Annotated in this window: 16 protein-coding genes; 12 read left to right on the plus strand and 4 right to left on the minus strand. The window is 40.6% G+C overall.

Going from position 1 to position 16,485, the window contains the following annotated elements; translation table 11 throughout:
- The first annotated feature begins 62 nt into the window (after window positions 1-62).
- From A9J31_RS09895 to A9J31_RS09905, 3 genes are all read left to right on the plus strand, one after another.
- The gene (locus tag A9J31_RS09895; RefSeq protein ID WP_067764941.1) at window positions 63-1,268 is read left to right on the plus strand and encodes an acetyl-CoA C-acetyltransferase; all 1,206 of its coding nucleotides are present in this window, start codon (window positions 63-65) and stop codon (window positions 1,266-1,268) included.
- A gap of 11 nt (window positions 1,269-1,279) precedes the next feature.
- Entirely contained in the window at window positions 1,280-3,412 is a 2,133-nt protein-coding gene (locus A9J31_RS09900) for a 3-hydroxyacyl-CoA dehydrogenase NAD-binding domain-containing protein (RefSeq protein ID WP_067764944.1), read from the plus strand.
- A 163-nt stretch (window positions 3,413-3,575) separates the two neighbouring features.
- Window positions 3,576-3,914 (plus strand): hypothetical protein, encoded by a 339-nt coding sequence (locus A9J31_RS09905; RefSeq protein ID WP_067764947.1) that lies wholly within the window; start codon window positions 3,576-3,578, stop codon window positions 3,912-3,914.
- A gap of 79 nt (window positions 3,915-3,993) precedes the next feature.
- Here the strand turns inward: A9J31_RS09905 and A9J31_RS09910 are convergent, their stop codons facing one another.
- Window positions 3,994-4,419: a GNAT family N-acetyltransferase gene (locus A9J31_RS09910; RefSeq protein WP_067764950.1), complete on the minus strand. Its 426-nt coding sequence runs from the start codon at window positions 4,417-4,419 to the stop codon at window positions 3,994-3,996.
- A 9-nt stretch (window positions 4,420-4,428) separates the two neighbouring features.
- Window positions 4,429-5,655, minus strand: coding sequence for a class I SAM-dependent methyltransferase (locus tag A9J31_RS09915; RefSeq protein ID WP_067764953.1), 1,227 nt, complete (start codon window positions 5,653-5,655; stop codon window positions 4,429-4,431).
- 107 nt (window positions 5,656-5,762) lie between these two features.
- On the opposite strand from A9J31_RS09915, the gene trhA reads away from it, so the two are divergent.
- Window positions 5,763-6,404, plus strand: coding sequence for a PAQR family membrane homeostasis protein TrhA (gene trhA, locus A9J31_RS09920; RefSeq protein WP_067764956.1), 642 nt, complete (start codon window positions 5,763-5,765; stop codon window positions 6,402-6,404).
- Window positions 6,405-6,549: 145 nt separating this feature from the next.
- Window positions 6,550-7,863 (plus strand): MFS transporter, encoded by a 1,314-nt coding sequence (locus A9J31_RS09925; protein WP_067764959.1) that lies wholly within the window; start codon window positions 6,550-6,552, stop codon window positions 7,861-7,863.
- A 145-nt stretch (window positions 7,864-8,008) separates the two neighbouring features.
- Here A9J31_RS09925 and A9J31_RS09930 read toward each other — a convergent pair whose 3' ends face one another.
- Window positions 8,009-9,019 (minus strand): metallophosphoesterase, encoded by a 1,011-nt coding sequence (locus A9J31_RS09930; RefSeq protein ID WP_067764962.1) that lies wholly within the window; start codon window positions 9,017-9,019, stop codon window positions 8,009-8,011.
- Between the two features lie 102 nt (window positions 9,020-9,121).
- Between A9J31_RS09930 and A9J31_RS09935 the strand changes: the two genes are divergently transcribed.
- Window positions 9,122-10,741, plus strand: a complete 1,620-nt coding sequence (locus A9J31_RS09935; RefSeq protein WP_067764965.1) for a phospholipase D family protein — start codon at window positions 9,122-9,124, stop codon at window positions 10,739-10,741.
- A 34-nt stretch (window positions 10,742-10,775) separates the two neighbouring features.
- Here the strand turns inward: A9J31_RS09935 and A9J31_RS09940 are convergent, their stop codons facing one another.
- Window positions 10,776-11,609: a lysophospholipid acyltransferase family protein gene (locus A9J31_RS09940; protein WP_067765047.1), complete on the minus strand. Its 834-nt coding sequence runs from the start codon at window positions 11,607-11,609 to the stop codon at window positions 10,776-10,778.
- A 382-nt stretch (window positions 11,610-11,991) separates the two neighbouring features.
- On the opposite strand from A9J31_RS09940, the gene hflX reads away from it, so the two are divergent.
- The 6 genes from hflX (at window position 11,992) to A9J31_RS09975 (ending at window position 16,299) form a co-directional block, all read left to right on the plus strand.
- The gene (gene hflX, locus A9J31_RS09950) at window positions 11,992-13,332 is read left to right on the plus strand and encodes a ribosome rescue GTPase HflX (protein ID WP_067764971.1); all 1,341 of its coding nucleotides are present in this window, start codon (window positions 11,992-11,994) and stop codon (window positions 13,330-13,332) included.
- A 34-nt stretch (window positions 13,333-13,366) separates the two neighbouring features.
- Window positions 13,367-13,738 carry a hypothetical protein gene (locus tag A9J31_RS09955; protein ID WP_067764974.1) on the plus strand — a complete coding sequence of 124 codons (372 nt, stop codon included), beginning with the start codon at window positions 13,367-13,369 and terminating at the stop codon, window positions 13,736-13,738.
- 14 nt (window positions 13,739-13,752) lie between these two features.
- A complete protein-coding gene (locus tag A9J31_RS09960; RefSeq protein ID WP_067764977.1) occupies window positions 13,753-14,427 on the plus strand; it encodes an LrgB family protein in 675 nt (224 codons plus the stop codon).
- Window positions 14,428-14,751: 324 nt separating this feature from the next.
- Window positions 14,752-15,204, plus strand: a complete 453-nt coding sequence (locus tag A9J31_RS09965) for a DUF2147 domain-containing protein (protein ID WP_373684997.1) — start codon at window positions 14,752-14,754, stop codon at window positions 15,202-15,204.
- A gap of 58 nt (window positions 15,205-15,262) precedes the next feature.
- Window positions 15,263-15,712 carry a DUF2147 domain-containing protein gene (locus A9J31_RS09970; protein WP_081410310.1) on the plus strand — a complete coding sequence of 150 codons (450 nt, stop codon included), beginning with the start codon at window positions 15,263-15,265 and terminating at the stop codon, window positions 15,710-15,712.
- Window positions 15,713-15,852: 140 nt separating this feature from the next.
- Window positions 15,853-16,299 carry a DUF2147 domain-containing protein gene (locus tag A9J31_RS09975; RefSeq protein WP_067764983.1) on the plus strand — a complete coding sequence of 149 codons (447 nt, stop codon included), beginning with the start codon at window positions 15,853-15,855 and terminating at the stop codon, window positions 16,297-16,299.
- Window positions 16,300-16,485 lie beyond the last annotated feature (186 nt).

The following is a 16,485-nucleotide window of genomic DNA, read 5'->3' on the forward strand; positions in this document are numbered from 1 at the left end:
TTGTAATTAATCCGTACACTCAAAAAACCAATAAAAATTTCAATGCATATAGGGACAGGATTATGAGCGAGGCTTACATCATTGACGCCATTCGCACACCGCGCGGCAAAGGGAAAAAAGACGGTTCACTGCATCAAGTGAAACCGATCAGCTTATTGACAGGGTTACTCAACGAATTACAAAGCCGTCACCAGTTTGACACGTCCGCAGTGGATGACATTGTTTTGGGCTGTGTCACCCCGATTGGTGATCAAGGTGCAGATATTGCTAAAACTGCCGCGATTGCAGCAGGTTGGGACAATGATGTGGCTGGCGTTCAAATTAACCGCTTTTGTGCATCCGGTTTAGAAGCGGTCAATTTAGCGGCACAAAAAGTTCGTTCAGGCTGGGAGGATTTAATCGTCGCAGGCGGTGTTGAATCGATGTCACGTGTACCGATGGGTTCAGATGGCGGCCCTTGGGCACTTGATCCTGAGACCAACATGGCTTGTGATTTTATTCCGCAAGGAATTGGTGCAGATTTGATTGCCACGATTGACGGCTATACCCGCGCCGACGTCGATGCTTTTGCTGCAGATTCGCAACAAAAAGCCGCAGCAGCACAGGCCAATGGCTATTTTGATCAATCCGTCGTTCCAGTCACAGATAAAGCTGGCGTCACAATTTTAGCCAAAGATGAATTTATTAAACCCACCACAACAGCAGAAGGCTTAAGCAAGCTGAATCCTAGCTTCGCCATGATGGGGCAAATGGGCTTTGATGCGATTGCTTTGCAAAAATATCCAGAAGTCGGTGCAGTCAATCATGTACATCATGCAGGAAACTCATCAGGCATTGTAGATGGTGCTGCTGTCGTTCTACTGGCGTCTGAAAAAGCCGTGAAAGAACAAGGTTTGAAACCACGTGCCAAAGTTTTAGCTACAGCACTGGTAGGTACAGATCCAACCATCATGCTGACTGGGCCTGCACCAGCCGCACGTAAAGCTTTAGCCAAAGCAGGCCTAACAATTGATGATATTGATTTATTTGAAGTGAATGAAGCCTTTGCAGCTGTAGTGATGCGTTTTATTACCGAACTCAAAGTTGACCCTGCCAAAGTCAATGTGAATGGCGGTGCTATTGCATTAGGTCATCCGCTGGGTGCAACAGGTGCGATGATTTTAGGCACCTTGCTCGATGAATTGGAGCGTCAAGGTAAAAAACGCGGTTTAGCCACACTCTGTGTGGGCGGTGGTATGGGCATCGCAACGATTATTGAGTTGGTATAAGGAGAATAAAAATGAGCGCAATTCAGTTTGAAAAAAATGCCGACAACATCGTCATTCTAACCTTAGACTCACCCAATCAATCTGCCAATACCATGAACGCAGATTTCCGTACTGCCCTAAGCGATACCGTTGAAAAGCTTCAGGCAGATACAGAGATTGCAGGCATTATTTTCCGTTCTGCCAAAAAAACCTTTTTTGCTGGCGGTGATTTAGACGAGCTAATTCAAGCTACACCTGAACATGCGACTGAATTCTTCAATATGATTGAAGAGATGAAAGCCAAACTACGTTATATCGAAACCCGTGGCATTCCTGTGGCAGCAGCACTCAATGGCACAGCACTCGGGGGTGGTTGGGAACTCGCACTCGGCTGTCATTATCGTGTTGCGTTAAACGATGAAAAAAGTAAGTTTGGTTTACCTGAAGTGACGTTAGGCTTATTACCGGGCGGCGGCGGCGTGGTACGCATGACTCGCTTACTCGGTCTGCAAAATGCCTTTCCTTTCCTGATGGAAGGCAAACAATTTGGAGTAGAAAAAGCCAAATCACTTGGACTGATTCATGACACAGCAGAGTCTGAACAAGAACTGCTGGACAAAGCCACTGCTTGGGTCAAGGCCAATCCAAAATCACAGCAGCCTTTTGATGTGAAAGGCTTTAAAATTCCAGGTGGCACACCGTCCACGCCAGCTGTAGCACAAATGTTAGCGATTGCTCCTGCCATGCTGCGTGATAAAACCAAAGGCTGCTACCCTGCGCCTGAGGCAATTATGGCAGCCGCTGTTGAAGGTGCTCAGGTCGATGTCGATACAGCATTAACAATTGAGTCCCGTTACTTCACCTATTTGGCGACAGGTCAAATTTCTAAGAACATGATCGGTACTTTTTGGCATGGACTAAACGCCATTAAATCAGGTGCAAGTCGACCAAAAGACATTGCAAAATGGCAAGCCAGCAAAGTTGGGATTTTAGGTGCAGGTATGATGGGCGCTGGTATCGCCTATGCGACAGCATCTAAAGGGATTGCTGTAGTACTCAAAGATGTCAGCATTGAAAATGCTGAAAAAGGCAAAGCCTATAGCCAAAAATTGCTAGATAAAAAAGTTTCGCAAGGCCGTTTAAGTACAGATAAGCGCGATCAAATATTAGCGCTGATTCATTCAACCGCCGACGCCGTAGATCTACAAGGCTGTGACTTGATTATTGAAGCCGTCTTTGAAAACCCTGAGCTTAAAGCCAAAGTCACTCAAGAGGCTGAAACTCATCTTAACGACAACGGCATATTCGCATCGAATACCTCTACCCTACCGATTTCAGGTTTAGCGCAAGCCTCTCACGATCAAACGAAATTCATCGGTCTGCATTTCTTCAGTCCTGTTGATAAAATGCAATTGGTCGAAATCATAAAAGGTAAAAACACGTCCGCTGAAACCTTGGCCAAAGCCTATGACTTTGTGCAGCAAATTGGCAAAACGCCAATTGTGGTGAATGACAGCCGTGGTTTCTTTACCAGTCGTGTGTTTGGCACCTTTGTGCAAGAAGGCTTACGTATGTTGGCTGAAGGTATTCACCCTGCTCGTATTGAAATGGCAGCCCTCAAAGCAGGTATGCCGGTGGGTCCTTTGGCTATTCAAGATGAAGTCTCTCTCACCTTGTCTGAGCATGTTGCTGCTGAAACTCGTAAAGCACTGCAAGCCGAAGGCAAAGATTTACCACGCTCTGGCGCAGATGAAGTCATTCAAACCATGATTCATGACTTAGGACGCAAAGGTAAAGCAGCAGGCGCTGGTTTTTATGACTACCCTGAAGGTGGCAAAAAACACCTGTGGGAGGGTTTAAACCGCTGGCAGAAACAGGTGGATATTTCTGAACAGGAAATGATTGATCGCTTCCTGTTTGTGCAGTCACTCGATACATTACGCTGTTTGGAAGAAGGCGTTTTAGAATCCACCATTGATGGTAATGTGGGTTCAATTTTTGGTATTGGCTTTGCCCCATGGACTGGCGGTGCTCTGCAATTTTTAAATCAATACGGTTTAGAAAAAGCGCTGCTGCGTGCCCAAAAACTCGAGACACAATATGGTGAACGCTTTAAGGCACCACAACTGCTGAAAGATAAAATTGCCCGCGGCGAGAAAATTTGATTTTTTAAGCGATTAAAGGAGCTTCGGCTCCTTTTTTATGTTCATAATGCCCTGACCACACATTGATATCGATTTCGAATATATTTCACTCAGTGAAACGCAAAATATATGTTATAAAGTAACATCAATTAAGCATTCACTTTATCCAATTGAGTACGTTGTTATGACAGATCATTCATCTCCTGAAAAATCGCCTTGGGGCTGGAAAGCACTGATTATCTTTTGTATTTTAGGTGGTCTGTTTATGTTGATTTTCTGGCTCGCTATTTCAAATGAACCAGACTATATGCCAAGTCAGCAAAACAAACAAAATACCCAACAGCATGCATTCAAAAATGCACCTGTTATGTCTGAAGAAGCGATGCAAAAAGCACAGGCTGATAAAATTACACGAGAAGCATCTACAGCAACTGCTAGCGAAATGCACATGACTGAAGAACAACATGCGCATATGGATGATACGAGTGCAGAGCCGACTTCTGGCAATACACATGGTCACTAATATCTAAGCATTCATAGATCAATATTAAAAAGCGCTTCAACAGAGAGGCGCTTTTTTTAATTGAAGTAAGGTCGATTTCTTAGTTTAGAGACATCCGCATATCCATATGTGGAATACCACAATCTAAATATTCTTCACCTTCAAGCACAAAACCCAAATTGGCATAAAAATCGATGGCATGAACTTGAGCAGAAAGGTTTAAAAAATCACGATGCTCTTGCTGTGCATATTGAATGATGTACTGCATTAAAATACGACCAACCCCTTGCCCACGATGCGTAGCTAATACGGCAACTCGTCCAATACTATTGTTCCTTAGGAGGCGAGCTGTCGCTATCACAATGGTTTCATCACGCACGACAAAATGAACTGAAACAGCATCTTCAGCATCCCATTCATCTTTAGCTGCAATGTGCTGCTCTTGAATAAACACCTGTTCACGAACTGGCATAGCGTCATGCCTTAACATGTGCCACGTTCCATGTTCAATTTGCATTGAGCTCATTTCATTTCCTTAGCATTTACAGCCAATATCTTGTTGATCCCACTGATCATTCAATAGCAATTCCAAGGAATGCTTTTTAATGCCATACATTTCTTTCAGTGCTTTAATTTGTGCCAATACGGCTGCATCTGGCTGTTGATAATCTTGGCGTTTGGTCGCCAAAATCATTTTATTTTTACTGGTATGTTCTAATGCGACAAACTCAAAGACTTTGGTTTCATAACCATAGGCTTTCAGTAATAACGCCCGAATGGTATCTGTAAGCATTTCTGCTTGCTGCCCTGCGTGAATGCCAAATTGCAGCATCGGCGCCAGTACTTGTGGAGCTTTCAGTTGTGGACGTAACTCCTTATGACAACATGGTGCGCACATAATCATTTGAGCATTCAAACGAATACCTGTATGAATCGCAAAATCTGTTGCCACATCGCAGGCATGTAAGGCAATCATCACATCTAGACGTTCTGGTGCATAAGTACGCACATCGCCTTGGAAAAAGTCGAGCTGTGTAAATGCTGAACGCGCTGCCACCGATTGGCAAAACTCGACCATTTTCGGATTGAGTTCCACCCCCGTAATAAATGGTACTTGCCCATGCTTTGCCATATAGTCATACAATGCAAAAGTTAGATAACCTTTACCTGAACCAAAATCCACCACACGCAATGCTTGGTCTTGAGTTTGAATTTGATTCAATGCACCCGAAAAAATTTCCACAAATTTATTAATCTGTTTCCACTTGCGTGCCATGCTTGGAATAATCTGTGCTTTTGCATCTGTAATGCCAAGTGGCTGTAAGAAATAACTTTCTTGATCAACATAGCGATGTTTAGCACGATCATGCCCTTGTTGATCTGCATTTTGCGTATTGGTTGTACTCGGCTTGCTTTTACTGACGGTCAACATGACCTTCTTTTTATTCTTTTTCAGTTGCAGCTCTTCTTCAAAAGTCATCAAATTGGCTTGTTTGCAACATGCAAGTAGCGATTCAACCTGTGACAATGCTTGGTCGATTGGATAGTTTTTAGTTACATCTTGAGTTTTATAACGATATAAACAACTTAAAACAGGCTCACCTTGCAGCGAAATGACTCGCAAGGTCATTTTTTCCAATTGTTCTAATTCACCTTTATACTGACTGAGAATCATGCGATCAAACCGCTGAGATTCAATGGCTTGCTGAAAGGCTGCTAGAAATTGCTGCTCTTGCGTAGAAGGAGAAGCCAAAGATGACATAATCAAAACCTAAATAAATTTGCATCCCAATTTTAAATCTTCTTACACCAAAAGCAAAATTGAATTACTATACATATGTATATTTAAATTATTATAAAATTACGCCTATGAATACTCCCACTGTTGCTGCTTATGATCCTGCTGAAGAACGTTTAAATTTCTATACCCATGCAGTCGGTGCAGGCTTATCCCTTATCGCTGGTATATTATTGATTATAAAAGGTTCATACTTACCAATGGGTCAATGGCTTGCCCTTTGGGTATATGCTTTGAGTATGATTTTATTGTTCTCTGCATCTAGCTTATATCACTTTGCTGAATCACCTGAACGTCGTGGTTTGTACAAAAAACTCGATCATACGGCAATCTACTATTTAATTGCTGGCACCTATACGCCATTTCTAGCCATCGCGATTCCAACAGCCAAAGCACATTATTTATTGATTGCTTTGTGGGTCATTGCCGCTATTGGAACACTATTCAAGTTAATCTTCATTCACCGTTTTCAGAAAATATCCTTAATCGCATATTTGGTCATGGGCTGGCTTGCACTGTTGGTAATGGATGATATGCAACGCTTTTTATCTGATCAAGCTTTAACCTACCTGATCATTGGTGGGCTGTCATACACCATTGGTGCATTGTTTTATGCTTTAAAAAAGGTAAGATATACGCACGCTATCTGGCATATTTTTGTATTGATAGGTGCAGGATCACATTTCCTGTCGATTTATCTCTACGTGATATAACCCGCTAACACTGCATTCTTTAGTGACCCTAATTCCGCAGCCTGAAAGCTGGTATTTCGTATTTTTTTAAGAAATTACGCCTTTTTTAAAAAGATTACGCTTTTAAAACTAAGTTCAATTATTTTTAGTAAGTGTAAGGTCTACCATGGCGTCTTCAAATGCTGCTGCATCGGAACAGCAACCCGCAAATTCAAAATTCCGCGTACTTACAGCAAGTCTTGTAGGTACAACAATCGAGTTCTTCGATTTCTATATTTATGCTACTGCAGCTGTGATTATCTTCCCGCATCTGTTCTTCCCTGCGAGTACAGATCCAACCACAGCAACCATTCAATCGCTGGCAACTTTTGCAATCGCGTTCATTGCACGTCCAATTGGTGCTGCATTCTTCGGTCATTTAGGTGACCGTATTGGCCGTAAGGCAACCTTAGTCGCTGCATTGCTGACCATGGGTATCTCAACCGTATGTATCGGTTTACTTCCAACTTATGCTCAAATTGGTATTGTGGCACCGTTGTTACTTGCACTATGTCGTTTAGGTCAAGGTTTAGGATTAGGCGGTGAATGGTCAGGTGCGGTATTACTTGCTACCGAAAATGCACCAGAAGGTAAACGTGCTTGGTACGGTATGTTCCCTCAATTGGGTGCACCCATCGGCTTTATTCTTGCAACAGGTTCATTCTTGACCCTCGGTCACTTCATGTCTGAAGCTGAGTTTATGCAATGGGGCTGGCGTATTCCATTTATTGCCAGTGCATTACTGGTAATCGTTGGTCTTTGGATTCGTCTAAAATTACATGAAACACCTGCATTCCAAAAAGTATTGGATAAGCAGAAAGAAGTTAACATTCCATTCAAAGAAGTTATCACTAAGCATTGGGGTATGTTAATTCTTGGTACGATTGCAGCTATTTGTACGTTCGTTGTGTTCTATTTAACGACTGTGTTTGCTTTACAATGGGGCACAACACAGCTTGGTTATACACGTGAAGAATTCTTAAAACTTCAACTTGTAGCAACACTTTGTTTCGCAGCATTCATTCCACTTTCTGCTGTATTTGCTGAGAAATTTGGTCGTAAAGCAACGTCTATTGCGGTGTGTGTAGTTTCAGCATTATTTGGTCTAGTTTTCTCAAGTATGCTTGAGTCTGGTAGTACCGCGATGGTGTTCTTATTCCTATGTATTGGTCTTGCGATCATGGGCTTAACTTATGGTCCAATTGGTACAGTATTGTCTGAAATTTTTCCAACATCTGTACGTTATACAGGTTCAGCGCTAACCTTTAACATGGCTGGTATTTTTGGTGCGTCATTTGCGCCACTCATCGCAACTAAACTTGCGACTGGCTATGGTTTATATGCAGTAGGTTATTACCTAACTGCAGCTTCAATTCTTTCACTTGTTGCATTCTTGCTGATTCGTGAAACGAAAAATGATGATGTGAATAATCAGGTTTAATCCGATTCCACAATAAAAAAGCCAGCTTTAAAGCTGGCTTTTTTATGTCTGTTACAATCAACGATCGCTTAGCTTTGCTGTAAATCTTCCATCATCAGCTGATAAGTATCTTCAAACAGTTCACGATCACCAATACCGTTTATCTTTAAATTAATTCAATAATATCAATTGTTGGCGGTACACGAAACCGAAATGGCACACCAACCATACCTGTTCCAACTGTCACAAATACATCGGCATTTTCATGCTGATACAGCCCTTTTTTATGCCCCAATATTGATACTTTTTTCATGACATAATCCGTTAACCATGGTAGTTCAACCTGTCCACCATGGGTATGTCCTGAAAGCATTAGTGGGCGTCTAGGAAGTTTCGGTACCATATCAACCGTATCAGGATTATGCGAAAGAATTAGCCAAGGTTTATCTTGTGGCAGCTCAGGTAAATAACGCATATCGGCTTTACCCGCCCATAAATCTCCAATTCCAAGCAAGCGGAATTCATTAAACTCCACGACCTGTCCTTCTATATCAACCACATTATTCGTACTCAAAGCTTGCTTCAATAATTCCTGAATGGGCGGCCCTGGGTATTGTTCATCATGATTACCATTTACCGAATAAATTGGTGCGACAATTTTTTTGAGTACTGAAAGCTCTTCTACTAACTTATTTTCAGGTTCATATGTCCAGTCCCCTGCAACCACAACCAAATCAGGGTTTTGTGCATTAATCTTATCAACAATAATTTTGAGCTGGCGTTCATGCCCTGAAAATAGACCAATGTGCAGATCACCAATTAAAGCAATACGAACAGGTTTGAGTAAATTCCGATCTTCATGCAACTTATATTGACGCTTTTGTACCCTCACCATATGCGGCTCAATAAAACGCGCATAACACAGTACACCCGTAATCAGACCGACAAATATCGCTTCATGCAATGAATAGTAACCACTCCAACCCGCATAGAAGCTAAAGAAAAATAAAGGAATCAGTAGATATGAAAGATAGAAGGCCAGTAAATGGATAAAAGCTTTAAAAGGATGAATCGTTTCCGTGCGAGATTGACTTAGCCACGCTTGTGAAATAGCCCAAATTGCGAGCACACCCAAAGCTAGATAAAAATACAACACTACGGAATTTAATTCCCACATACATTTGCTCTACAATTTGTCTGATCGGAAAATCTGTCTATATATTTATCTTTTCACAGCTGACACTTATACTCAAATCAAATTTTTTAGTATCCAGTCAGCATGAACCCAGCCGCACAAATTCAGCAAAAAACACCATTTATACAGTCACACTATAAAGCTGTTTTGCTTAGTTGTAGCTTGGTTTTCACCTTACCAGCTTGTACCACGCTGCCAAAGCAGCCAACACAACCTGTTGACAATGCTTTCCACACTCCAACTAATGACACAACCTTAGCCAAAATTGTACTGCCTTTACGTTCTCAAAATCCCGATTTAACGGGTTACCATGTGTTATATGATCCACTTGAAGCTTTGGCGGCACGTATTGAGCTCATCAACAAAGCTGAAAAAAGCTTAGATCTACAATATTACATCTGGGATAACGATAAAATTGGTTCATTGGCCTTACATGCGCTGATTCAAGCTGCGGATCGCGGTGTAAAAGTACGTTTATTGGTCGATGACAATAATGCCAAGAAAATGGAAGGCATTTATATGGCACTCGATCAGCACACCAATATTGATGTTCGCCTATACAACCCGTACCGCTTCCGTCATTTCCGTGCCATGGATATGGTACTAGATTTAAAACGTATTAATCGACGTATGCACAATAAAAGCTTTATTGCAGACAACCAAATAGCCTTAATTGGTGGGCGCAATATGAGCAACCAATATTATAACGTCAGTGATAACTACCAGTTTTCAGATGTGGATGTCATGTTAGTTGGTGCTGCTTCAGATGAAATCATTCACTCCTTTGATGAATATTGGAATGATGATTATGCATTCCCTGTACGCCAACTGGTCAACCCTCGTCACTATACTTTGCGCTATGAAGGGCTTAAGCAGCAATTGGCTGACTATAACCAAGAAGCGACTGTGGTAAATTATCTGGATTTAGCCAACCGTTCACATTCATTTGACGAGTGGTTAAATAATAAAATTCAATTTGACTGGGTCAAAGCAGAAGTCGTCAAAGACTCACCTAGTAAAATTAAAGCCAAAGCCAAAAAAGAAGAACATCTCAACTTTCAGCTGTTGAATCGTTTGGATAAACCTACACAAAGTGTTGATATTGTGTCTGCTTATTTTGTCCCTGAAAAAGAAGGCGCAGAACGTCTAAAAAAACTCAGTGCAGATGGTGTTAACGTTCGTGTATTAACCAATTCATTCCAAGCCAATGACGTTCCCCTTGTACATGCTTTTTATAGTAAATACCGTCAAGATCTACTCGAGCATGATGTCCAGCTGTATGAATTTTTATCAACCCCAGATTCTGAAAACCTCAATACCAATACCAAAGAAATTGCTGAAAAATCAAAAGTAAGTATGAAGGGATTAAGTCGCTCAAGTTTACATGCAAAACTGATGGCCTTAGATGAAAAACAAGTCTTTATCGGCTCATTTAACTTTGATCCGCGTTCTGCTTATTTAAATACTGAAATTGGCGTACTCCTCAACAGCCCAAGCCTCGCACGTGCCGTCCACTACACCATGGATGAAAATCTAAGTAAGTATGCCTATAAATTAGTGCTCAATGCAGACCAAAATATTAATTGGAAAATCAAACTGTCGAATGGAAATATTCGAACTTATACCCACGAACCTAAAATGAAATGGTGGCAAAAAGCAGGAATGAAGTTTATTTCTTGGCTACCCGTTGAAGGCTTCATGTAAATAACACTTAGCCTTGCAAAATGGTGTATTCAACCTAAATTTCAGTTGATTCCTCAAGAGAAATTGGTGCTTTTAATACCTGTGCTTGAAGTTGCTTTAAGCCTTCGGTCATTTTCTCTTGAACTTCACGTGTCAGTGATTCTACCGTATGCCCTGTAGAATCTATGGCAGGCAAAGTTAATAAATGTGCTGTGACATTCGGCATTTCTAAGACATTTCGCACATGCCGATCAAAACTTAAATCATCAATATAAGGCGCAACTTTGTCTAATTCCCCCAGCTGATTGACATAACAAATCAAACAAATCTGTACCGGTCGCCCCGCATCTATGGCGGAACCCAATAAACGACCATGCACTTTTTTAATTTTTGTGCCATCTGAAGTGGTGGCTTCAGGGAAAAACAGAACGGGACTGTCCTGCTTTAAAAACTCAGTGATCTGTTCTTTAATTTTAATAGAGTCACCTGAACCACGCTTAATAAACAGTGTCCCACCACCCTTTGCCAATTTACCGAGTACTGGCCATTTCTCAATTTCTGCTTTGGCTAAAAAGAATACACGCGCTCCCGAACCCAATACAGCAACGTCCAACCACGAAATATGATTACTCACCCAAAGTGCAGGCTGACGTGGGATTTCACCATGAACTTTGACATCAATATTAAACACTTTGCATAGCTTACGGCAGAAGTATTGTACATAACGGGTATTTTTAGGATTGTTCGGATCTTTATAAAGCTGATGACGGAAAACCAAATAAAATCCCTGCGACACCGCTACGACAGCCGCACAGACTTTTTTACAATAAAGATAAATTTTTGAAAAAGCATTGATCTGAGTTGTGTTTGTGCTTTGAACTTGCTTCATATACGGATCACTAAAATTACGCTGTGCCAATCATCGGCTTGATTTTTCCTCATAGTATACTGAAGTGATTTAATTTGCATTGATCATAAAAACCGAAGCTAAAGATAATATTTCCCCATTTTAATCGTTTTAAAAAATTACTTACTATAAACCCATCGCTTTTATGGATTAAAAATTTCATGAACAATTCCTCAGAGACCCCATCAGAAATTTCAAGTTGGGATGCGCTCAAAAGCATTGGTGGTTTAGTTCTAATGTACTGCTCAGCTCTGCTATTACTTGCTTTGAGTTTCCAAAACTTTTAATCGGCAGTCTATATAGTAATTTACTTTCGATCTCATTTTTCGCCTAAAATACCCCTTTAGATAGGAGTAATGCCTGAGTGGAAAATTTTAATCAACATCAAAGTAAAGAACGCATTATTTTGGTCAGCGTCGCTGTGCAAATGCTTCATGACCTTGATGCCGAAGAATTCCACTTACTAGCTCAATCTGCAGGCGCAGAAATACTCGAACATATTCATGCACAACGAATTAAGCCTGACGCAAAACTATTTATTGGTTCAGGTAAAGCTGAAGAAATTGCTGAAATTGTGCAACAATTGGAAGCCGAGTTGGTCATTTTCGACCATTCCTTGACGCCAGCTCAGGCACGTAATCTTGAACGGATTATGAAATGCCGTGTGGTTGATCGCACCGAACTAATTTTAGACATTTTTGCCCAACGTGCACGTACCTATGAAGGTAAGTTACAAGTCGAATTAGCACAGTTACAACATATGGCATCTCGTCTCATTCGTAGTCGTGGTGACCTTGATAGCCAAAAAGGCGGTATTGGTTTACGCGGCCCAGGTGAAACCCTACTTGAAACTGACAGACGCTTACTTAAATTACGTATGGGGCAATTAAAAGCCAAATTAGAAAAGGTTCGCCAAACACGTATTCAAGGACGTGTCGCACGGCAAAAAGCGGCTGTTCCAACTGTTTCATTGGTCGGTTATACCAATGCAGGTAAATCAACCCTATTCAACATTTTGGCAAAAAGTGATGTGTATGCCGCCGATCAGTTGTTTGCCACCCTTGACCCCACATTAAGACGTTTACATTGGGATGGCATAGGTAACCTTGTATTAGCAGATACTGTAGGTTTCGTTCGTAATCTGTCCCACTCTTTAGTAGAGTCTTTTAAAGCAACATTAGAAGAAACCCTTGAAGCGTCATTGCTCCTTCATGTCATTGATTCAAGTAGCCCCGATATGTTGGAACAAATTGAAGCCGTTGAAAAAGTGCTGAAAGAAATTGGCGCTGATGTGCCTATCTTACGTGTCTATAATAAAATTGATGTCAGTGGCGAAGATGCAAAAATCATTTATGCAAAACCACATCTTCCCGACCGTGTTTATGTATCTGCACATAGTTCCCAAGGTTTGCCACTTTTACGCCAGGCCGTGCAAGAATGTTTAATGGGACAAATCCAAAGTTTTGAGCTCACTCTCAAACCAGCTTATGGCAAATTACGTACGCAATTATATGCACTGAATGTGATCCAAACCGAAAATTATGATGAGCAAGGGAATTTAATTCTACATGTCATTATTGCGCCTCATAAGCTTGAACAACTGATCAAACAGGCGCATTTACCAATAGACGAAATTTTAGGTGCGCAGGCAGAACAATTTAAACGTCTACTTAAAGCATTTGAAATTGATGATCAAATCGGTTAAAACGTGATAAGTAAAATTTTAACGAAAGATCAAAATGGATTGGATCAAAACAATAGATTGGAAAGCTTGGTTGGCAACGATTGCACTGATTATTCTTTTTAGAGAAGGTGCAGTTTGGCTCATGAGCCAATTAGATCATCCAGAATTGGGGAATTTAGTTGGCTTGATCGCCTTGTTAATTGTGCTCGTTATTTGGAGAAAAGTGCATAAAATTCCTGCACGAATCGTGGATACCAATAACAAAATCATGAAGGAAAGTGCCTTTGCCTTTTTGCCAATTAGTGCAGGATCATTATTAATGCTGGTACACATGGGCGCAGAGATACCCCTCTTTTTAGTGGTTATGGTACTCAGCACACTCATCCCGCTTTGGGTTTACGCAAAAATGGCAAAAAAATGGTTATAACAGGACGTTAATTCATGCTTGCAATCGTTTATGGATTCTTTTTAACTTTTATTGCATATATCTGTGCAAAGCCCATCAATAAAAAATTTCCGCAAATTCCAGTTATTGTTATTGGAATGTTTTTTGTCATCGCTTTGCTGTTTATCTTTGGCATTCCTTATGAGCAATATATGGCTCAAGTCAATCCATTGTTTAATCATCTCTTGGGATATGTCACCGTCGCTTTAGCTATCCCACTTGCAGCCATGCGTTATGACGATCTTCCACTCAAAGCAGTGGTGAGTATTTTAGTCTTCGCCAGCATCAGTGCCGTTGCACTCCCAATGGGCTTGGCTTATTTACTCCATCTTTCTGATCCAACAATCATGGCTTTTGCTACGCGCGCAGTCACCACACCCATTGCGATTAACATTGCAACTTTATTGCACTCTCCTATCCCCTTAGTCATTCTCATTGTGATTTTATCCGGGGTGATCGGTGCTGCCTTTTCTCCCTTACTGCTCAAAAATATTCATGACGAACGCGCATCAGGTTTAGCCCTAGGCCTTGCGGCACATGCCATAGGCACAGCTCAAGCATGGCAACGTGGCAGTATTGCTGGACGTTATGCTGCTTTTGGCATGGCAGTCAATGCAGTGTTTACTGCTATATGGTTGCCAACATTCATACTCTTTTTACAAAGAATGTGACTGATAAATCAATTTTAAATGATTGTTTTGTATAAAAAATACACTTATGATCAAAATAGCAATCTACCATTGACTAGATTGAATATTGCAGCAACGTTTAGCTATTACGAAAGATCGCTGCTGCAATTAAAGCAAAAGCTTAACTCTTTACGAATCCATTAATTTATTCATTGGGGTCTGAGCTTTTGATTTTAAAATGTGTCTAATGACATATTTCACATAAATAAAGTGAATAATTCGTCTTAGATGAGTTGCTCTAGATTGTTTTTTTACCTAAGATGTTCAATAAACAACCATAAACTATATTGATAAAGGATTAGAAATATGATGGTGAAAAAGTTGATTTCGGCAGGTGCACTCGGTTTACTTTTTAGCTGTTCTACACTTTATGCACAAGACCTTACAGGCACGTGGCAACAAATTGATGATAAAACTGGCTCACCAAAAGCGTTAATTGAAGTTCGTAAAGACGCCAAGGATAGCTATACCGGTAAGATTGTCAAAATCACACCTCGTCCGGGTTATACCCCTAAAGAGAAATGTGTAAATTGCCCAGCACCTTATACCAATCAACCTATTTTAGGCATGGATGTCTTTAAAAATTTGAAACTTGAAGGTGAAAACTCATATTCACAAGGCAAAATTTTAGACCCACTTACAGGCAAAATTTATAGTCTAAAAGGCAAAATTTCTGCTAATGGAAAACGACTTCACTTGCGCGGTTACCTTGGTATTTCTGCGATTGGTCGTACCCAAACGTGGATTCGCGCGGACTAATACAAATTTAAATCGTTACATTTTTAGGTGAATACCTAATCTTATCAGGGATAAAATGATGAAAAAATTTAAAGCGGGGTTCTTATTCTTAGCTGCCATGATGGGTAGTTCTGCCTTCGCACAAGATTTGTTAGGTACTTGGCAACAAATCGACGATAAAACAGGCTCACCTAAAGCAATTATTGAAATCCGCAAAGATAGTAATGGGACATTTACAGGTAAAATTGTCAAAGTAACACCACGTCCTGGTTATACGCCTCGTGACACGTGTAACAACTGCCCAGCACCTTATACCAATAAACCAATTTTAGGTATGGATATTTTAACTGGCCTGAAGCATGTTCAAGGCACCAATAATTACGATAAAGGTCGTGTGATTGATCCATTAGCAGGCAAAATTTACGATGCAAAAGTTCGTATTAATGCCAATGGTAAACGATTAACTCTGCGTGGCTATATGGGCGTTTCAGCCTTAGGTCGTAGTCAAACGTGGATTCGCCAAGACTAAAAAGTGTTGAAATTTAGAGCCGCCTTTAAGGCGGCTTATTTATAAGTGAATGATTAAATTACAAAAATAAAGTTGACTATTCCACTAAAGTTTCTAACATACTAGCGCATTCTTAAAAGCTTTTAGGGGAATAAGCGAAGATGTTTAAGAAATTATTACTTGTACTATGTTCTTTCTTGTTTACGGTATCCGCATTTGCAAACGATATCACAGGAACTTGGCAACAGATTGATGATAAAACTGGTGCTGCTAAAGCCATTATTACCATTGAGAAAGAATCCAATAACACCTTTACCGGCAAAATTATAAAAATTACACCTCGCCCAGGCTATACACCACAAAGAACCTGTAATAAATGTCCTGCACCATATACCAACCAACCGATTTTAGGTATGGAAATTATCCGCGGTTTAAAGCAGGTCGATAACAGCAAAAATTATGCTAAAGGCCGTATTATTGACCCACTTTCAGGTAAAATTTACGACGCAAAAATTCGTCTAAATGGTACAGGGAAGCGCTTGACCATTCGCGCTAGTATCGGTGTGTCTGTATTAGGTCGCAATCAAACTTGGATTCGCCAAGACTAAAAAGTGTTAAAATTTAGAGCCGCCTTTAAGGCGGCTTCTTTATAAGTGAATGATTAAATTACAAAAATAAAGTTGACTATTCCACTAAAGTTTCTAACATACTAGCGCATTCTTAAAAGCTTTTAGGGGAATAAGCGAAGATGTTTAAGAAATTATTACTTGTACTATGTTCTTTCTTGTTTACGG

This window comes from Acinetobacter gandensis (genome assembly GCF_001678755.1).
GTDB lineage: Bacteria > Pseudomonadota > Gammaproteobacteria > Pseudomonadales > Moraxellaceae > Acinetobacter > Acinetobacter gandensis.

Bases quoted from the DNA above. Each gene is read 5' to 3' on its own strand.
- A9J31_RS09930 (WP_067764962.1), bottom strand. From the start codon at position 9,019: ATGTGGGAATTAAATTCCGTAGTGTTGTATTTTTATCTAGCTTTGGGT.
- A9J31_RS09935 (WP_067764965.1), top strand. From the start codon at position 9,122: ATGAACCCAGCCGCACAAATTCAGCAAAAAACACCATTTATACAGTCA.
- A9J31_RS09955 (WP_067764974.1), top strand. From the start codon at position 13,367: ATGGATTGGATCAAAACAATAGATTGGAAAGCTTGGTTGGCAACGATT.
- trhA (WP_067764956.1), top strand. From the start codon at position 5,763: ATGAATACTCCCACTGTTGCTGCTTATGATCCTGCTGAAGAACGTTTA.
- A9J31_RS09965 (WP_373684997.1), top strand. From the start codon at position 14,752: ATGATGGTGAAAAAGTTGATTTCGGCAGGTGCACTCGGTTTACTTTTT.
- A9J31_RS09975 (WP_067764983.1), top strand. From the start codon at position 15,853: ATGTTTAAGAAATTATTACTTGTACTATGTTCTTTCTTGTTTACGGTA.
- A9J31_RS09925 (WP_067764959.1), top strand. From the start codon at position 6,550: ATGGCGTCTTCAAATGCTGCTGCATCGGAACAGCAACCCGCAAATTCA.
- A9J31_RS09900 (WP_067764944.1), top strand. From the start codon at position 1,280: ATGAGCGCAATTCAGTTTGAAAAAAATGCCGACAACATCGTCATTCTA.
- A9J31_RS09960 (WP_067764977.1), top strand. From the start codon at position 13,753: ATGCTTGCAATCGTTTATGGATTCTTTTTAACTTTTATTGCATATATC.
- A9J31_RS09915 (WP_067764953.1), bottom strand. From the start codon at position 5,655: ATGTCATCTTTGGCTTCTCCTTCTACGCAAGAGCAGCAATTTCTAGCA.
- A9J31_RS09905 (WP_067764947.1), top strand. From the start codon at position 3,576: ATGACAGATCATTCATCTCCTGAAAAATCGCCTTGGGGCTGGAAAGCA.
- A9J31_RS09910 (WP_067764950.1), bottom strand. From the start codon at position 4,419: ATGAGCTCAATGCAAATTGAACATGGAACGTGGCACATGTTAAGGCAT.
- A9J31_RS09970 (WP_081410310.1), top strand. From the start codon at position 15,263: ATGAAAAAATTTAAAGCGGGGTTCTTATTCTTAGCTGCCATGATGGGT.
- A9J31_RS09895 (WP_067764941.1), top strand. From the start codon at position 63: ATGAGCGAGGCTTACATCATTGACGCCATTCGCACACCGCGCGGCAAA.
- A9J31_RS09940 (WP_067765047.1), bottom strand. From the start codon at position 11,609: ATGAAGCAAGTTCAAAGCACAAACACAACTCAGATCAATGCTTTTTCA.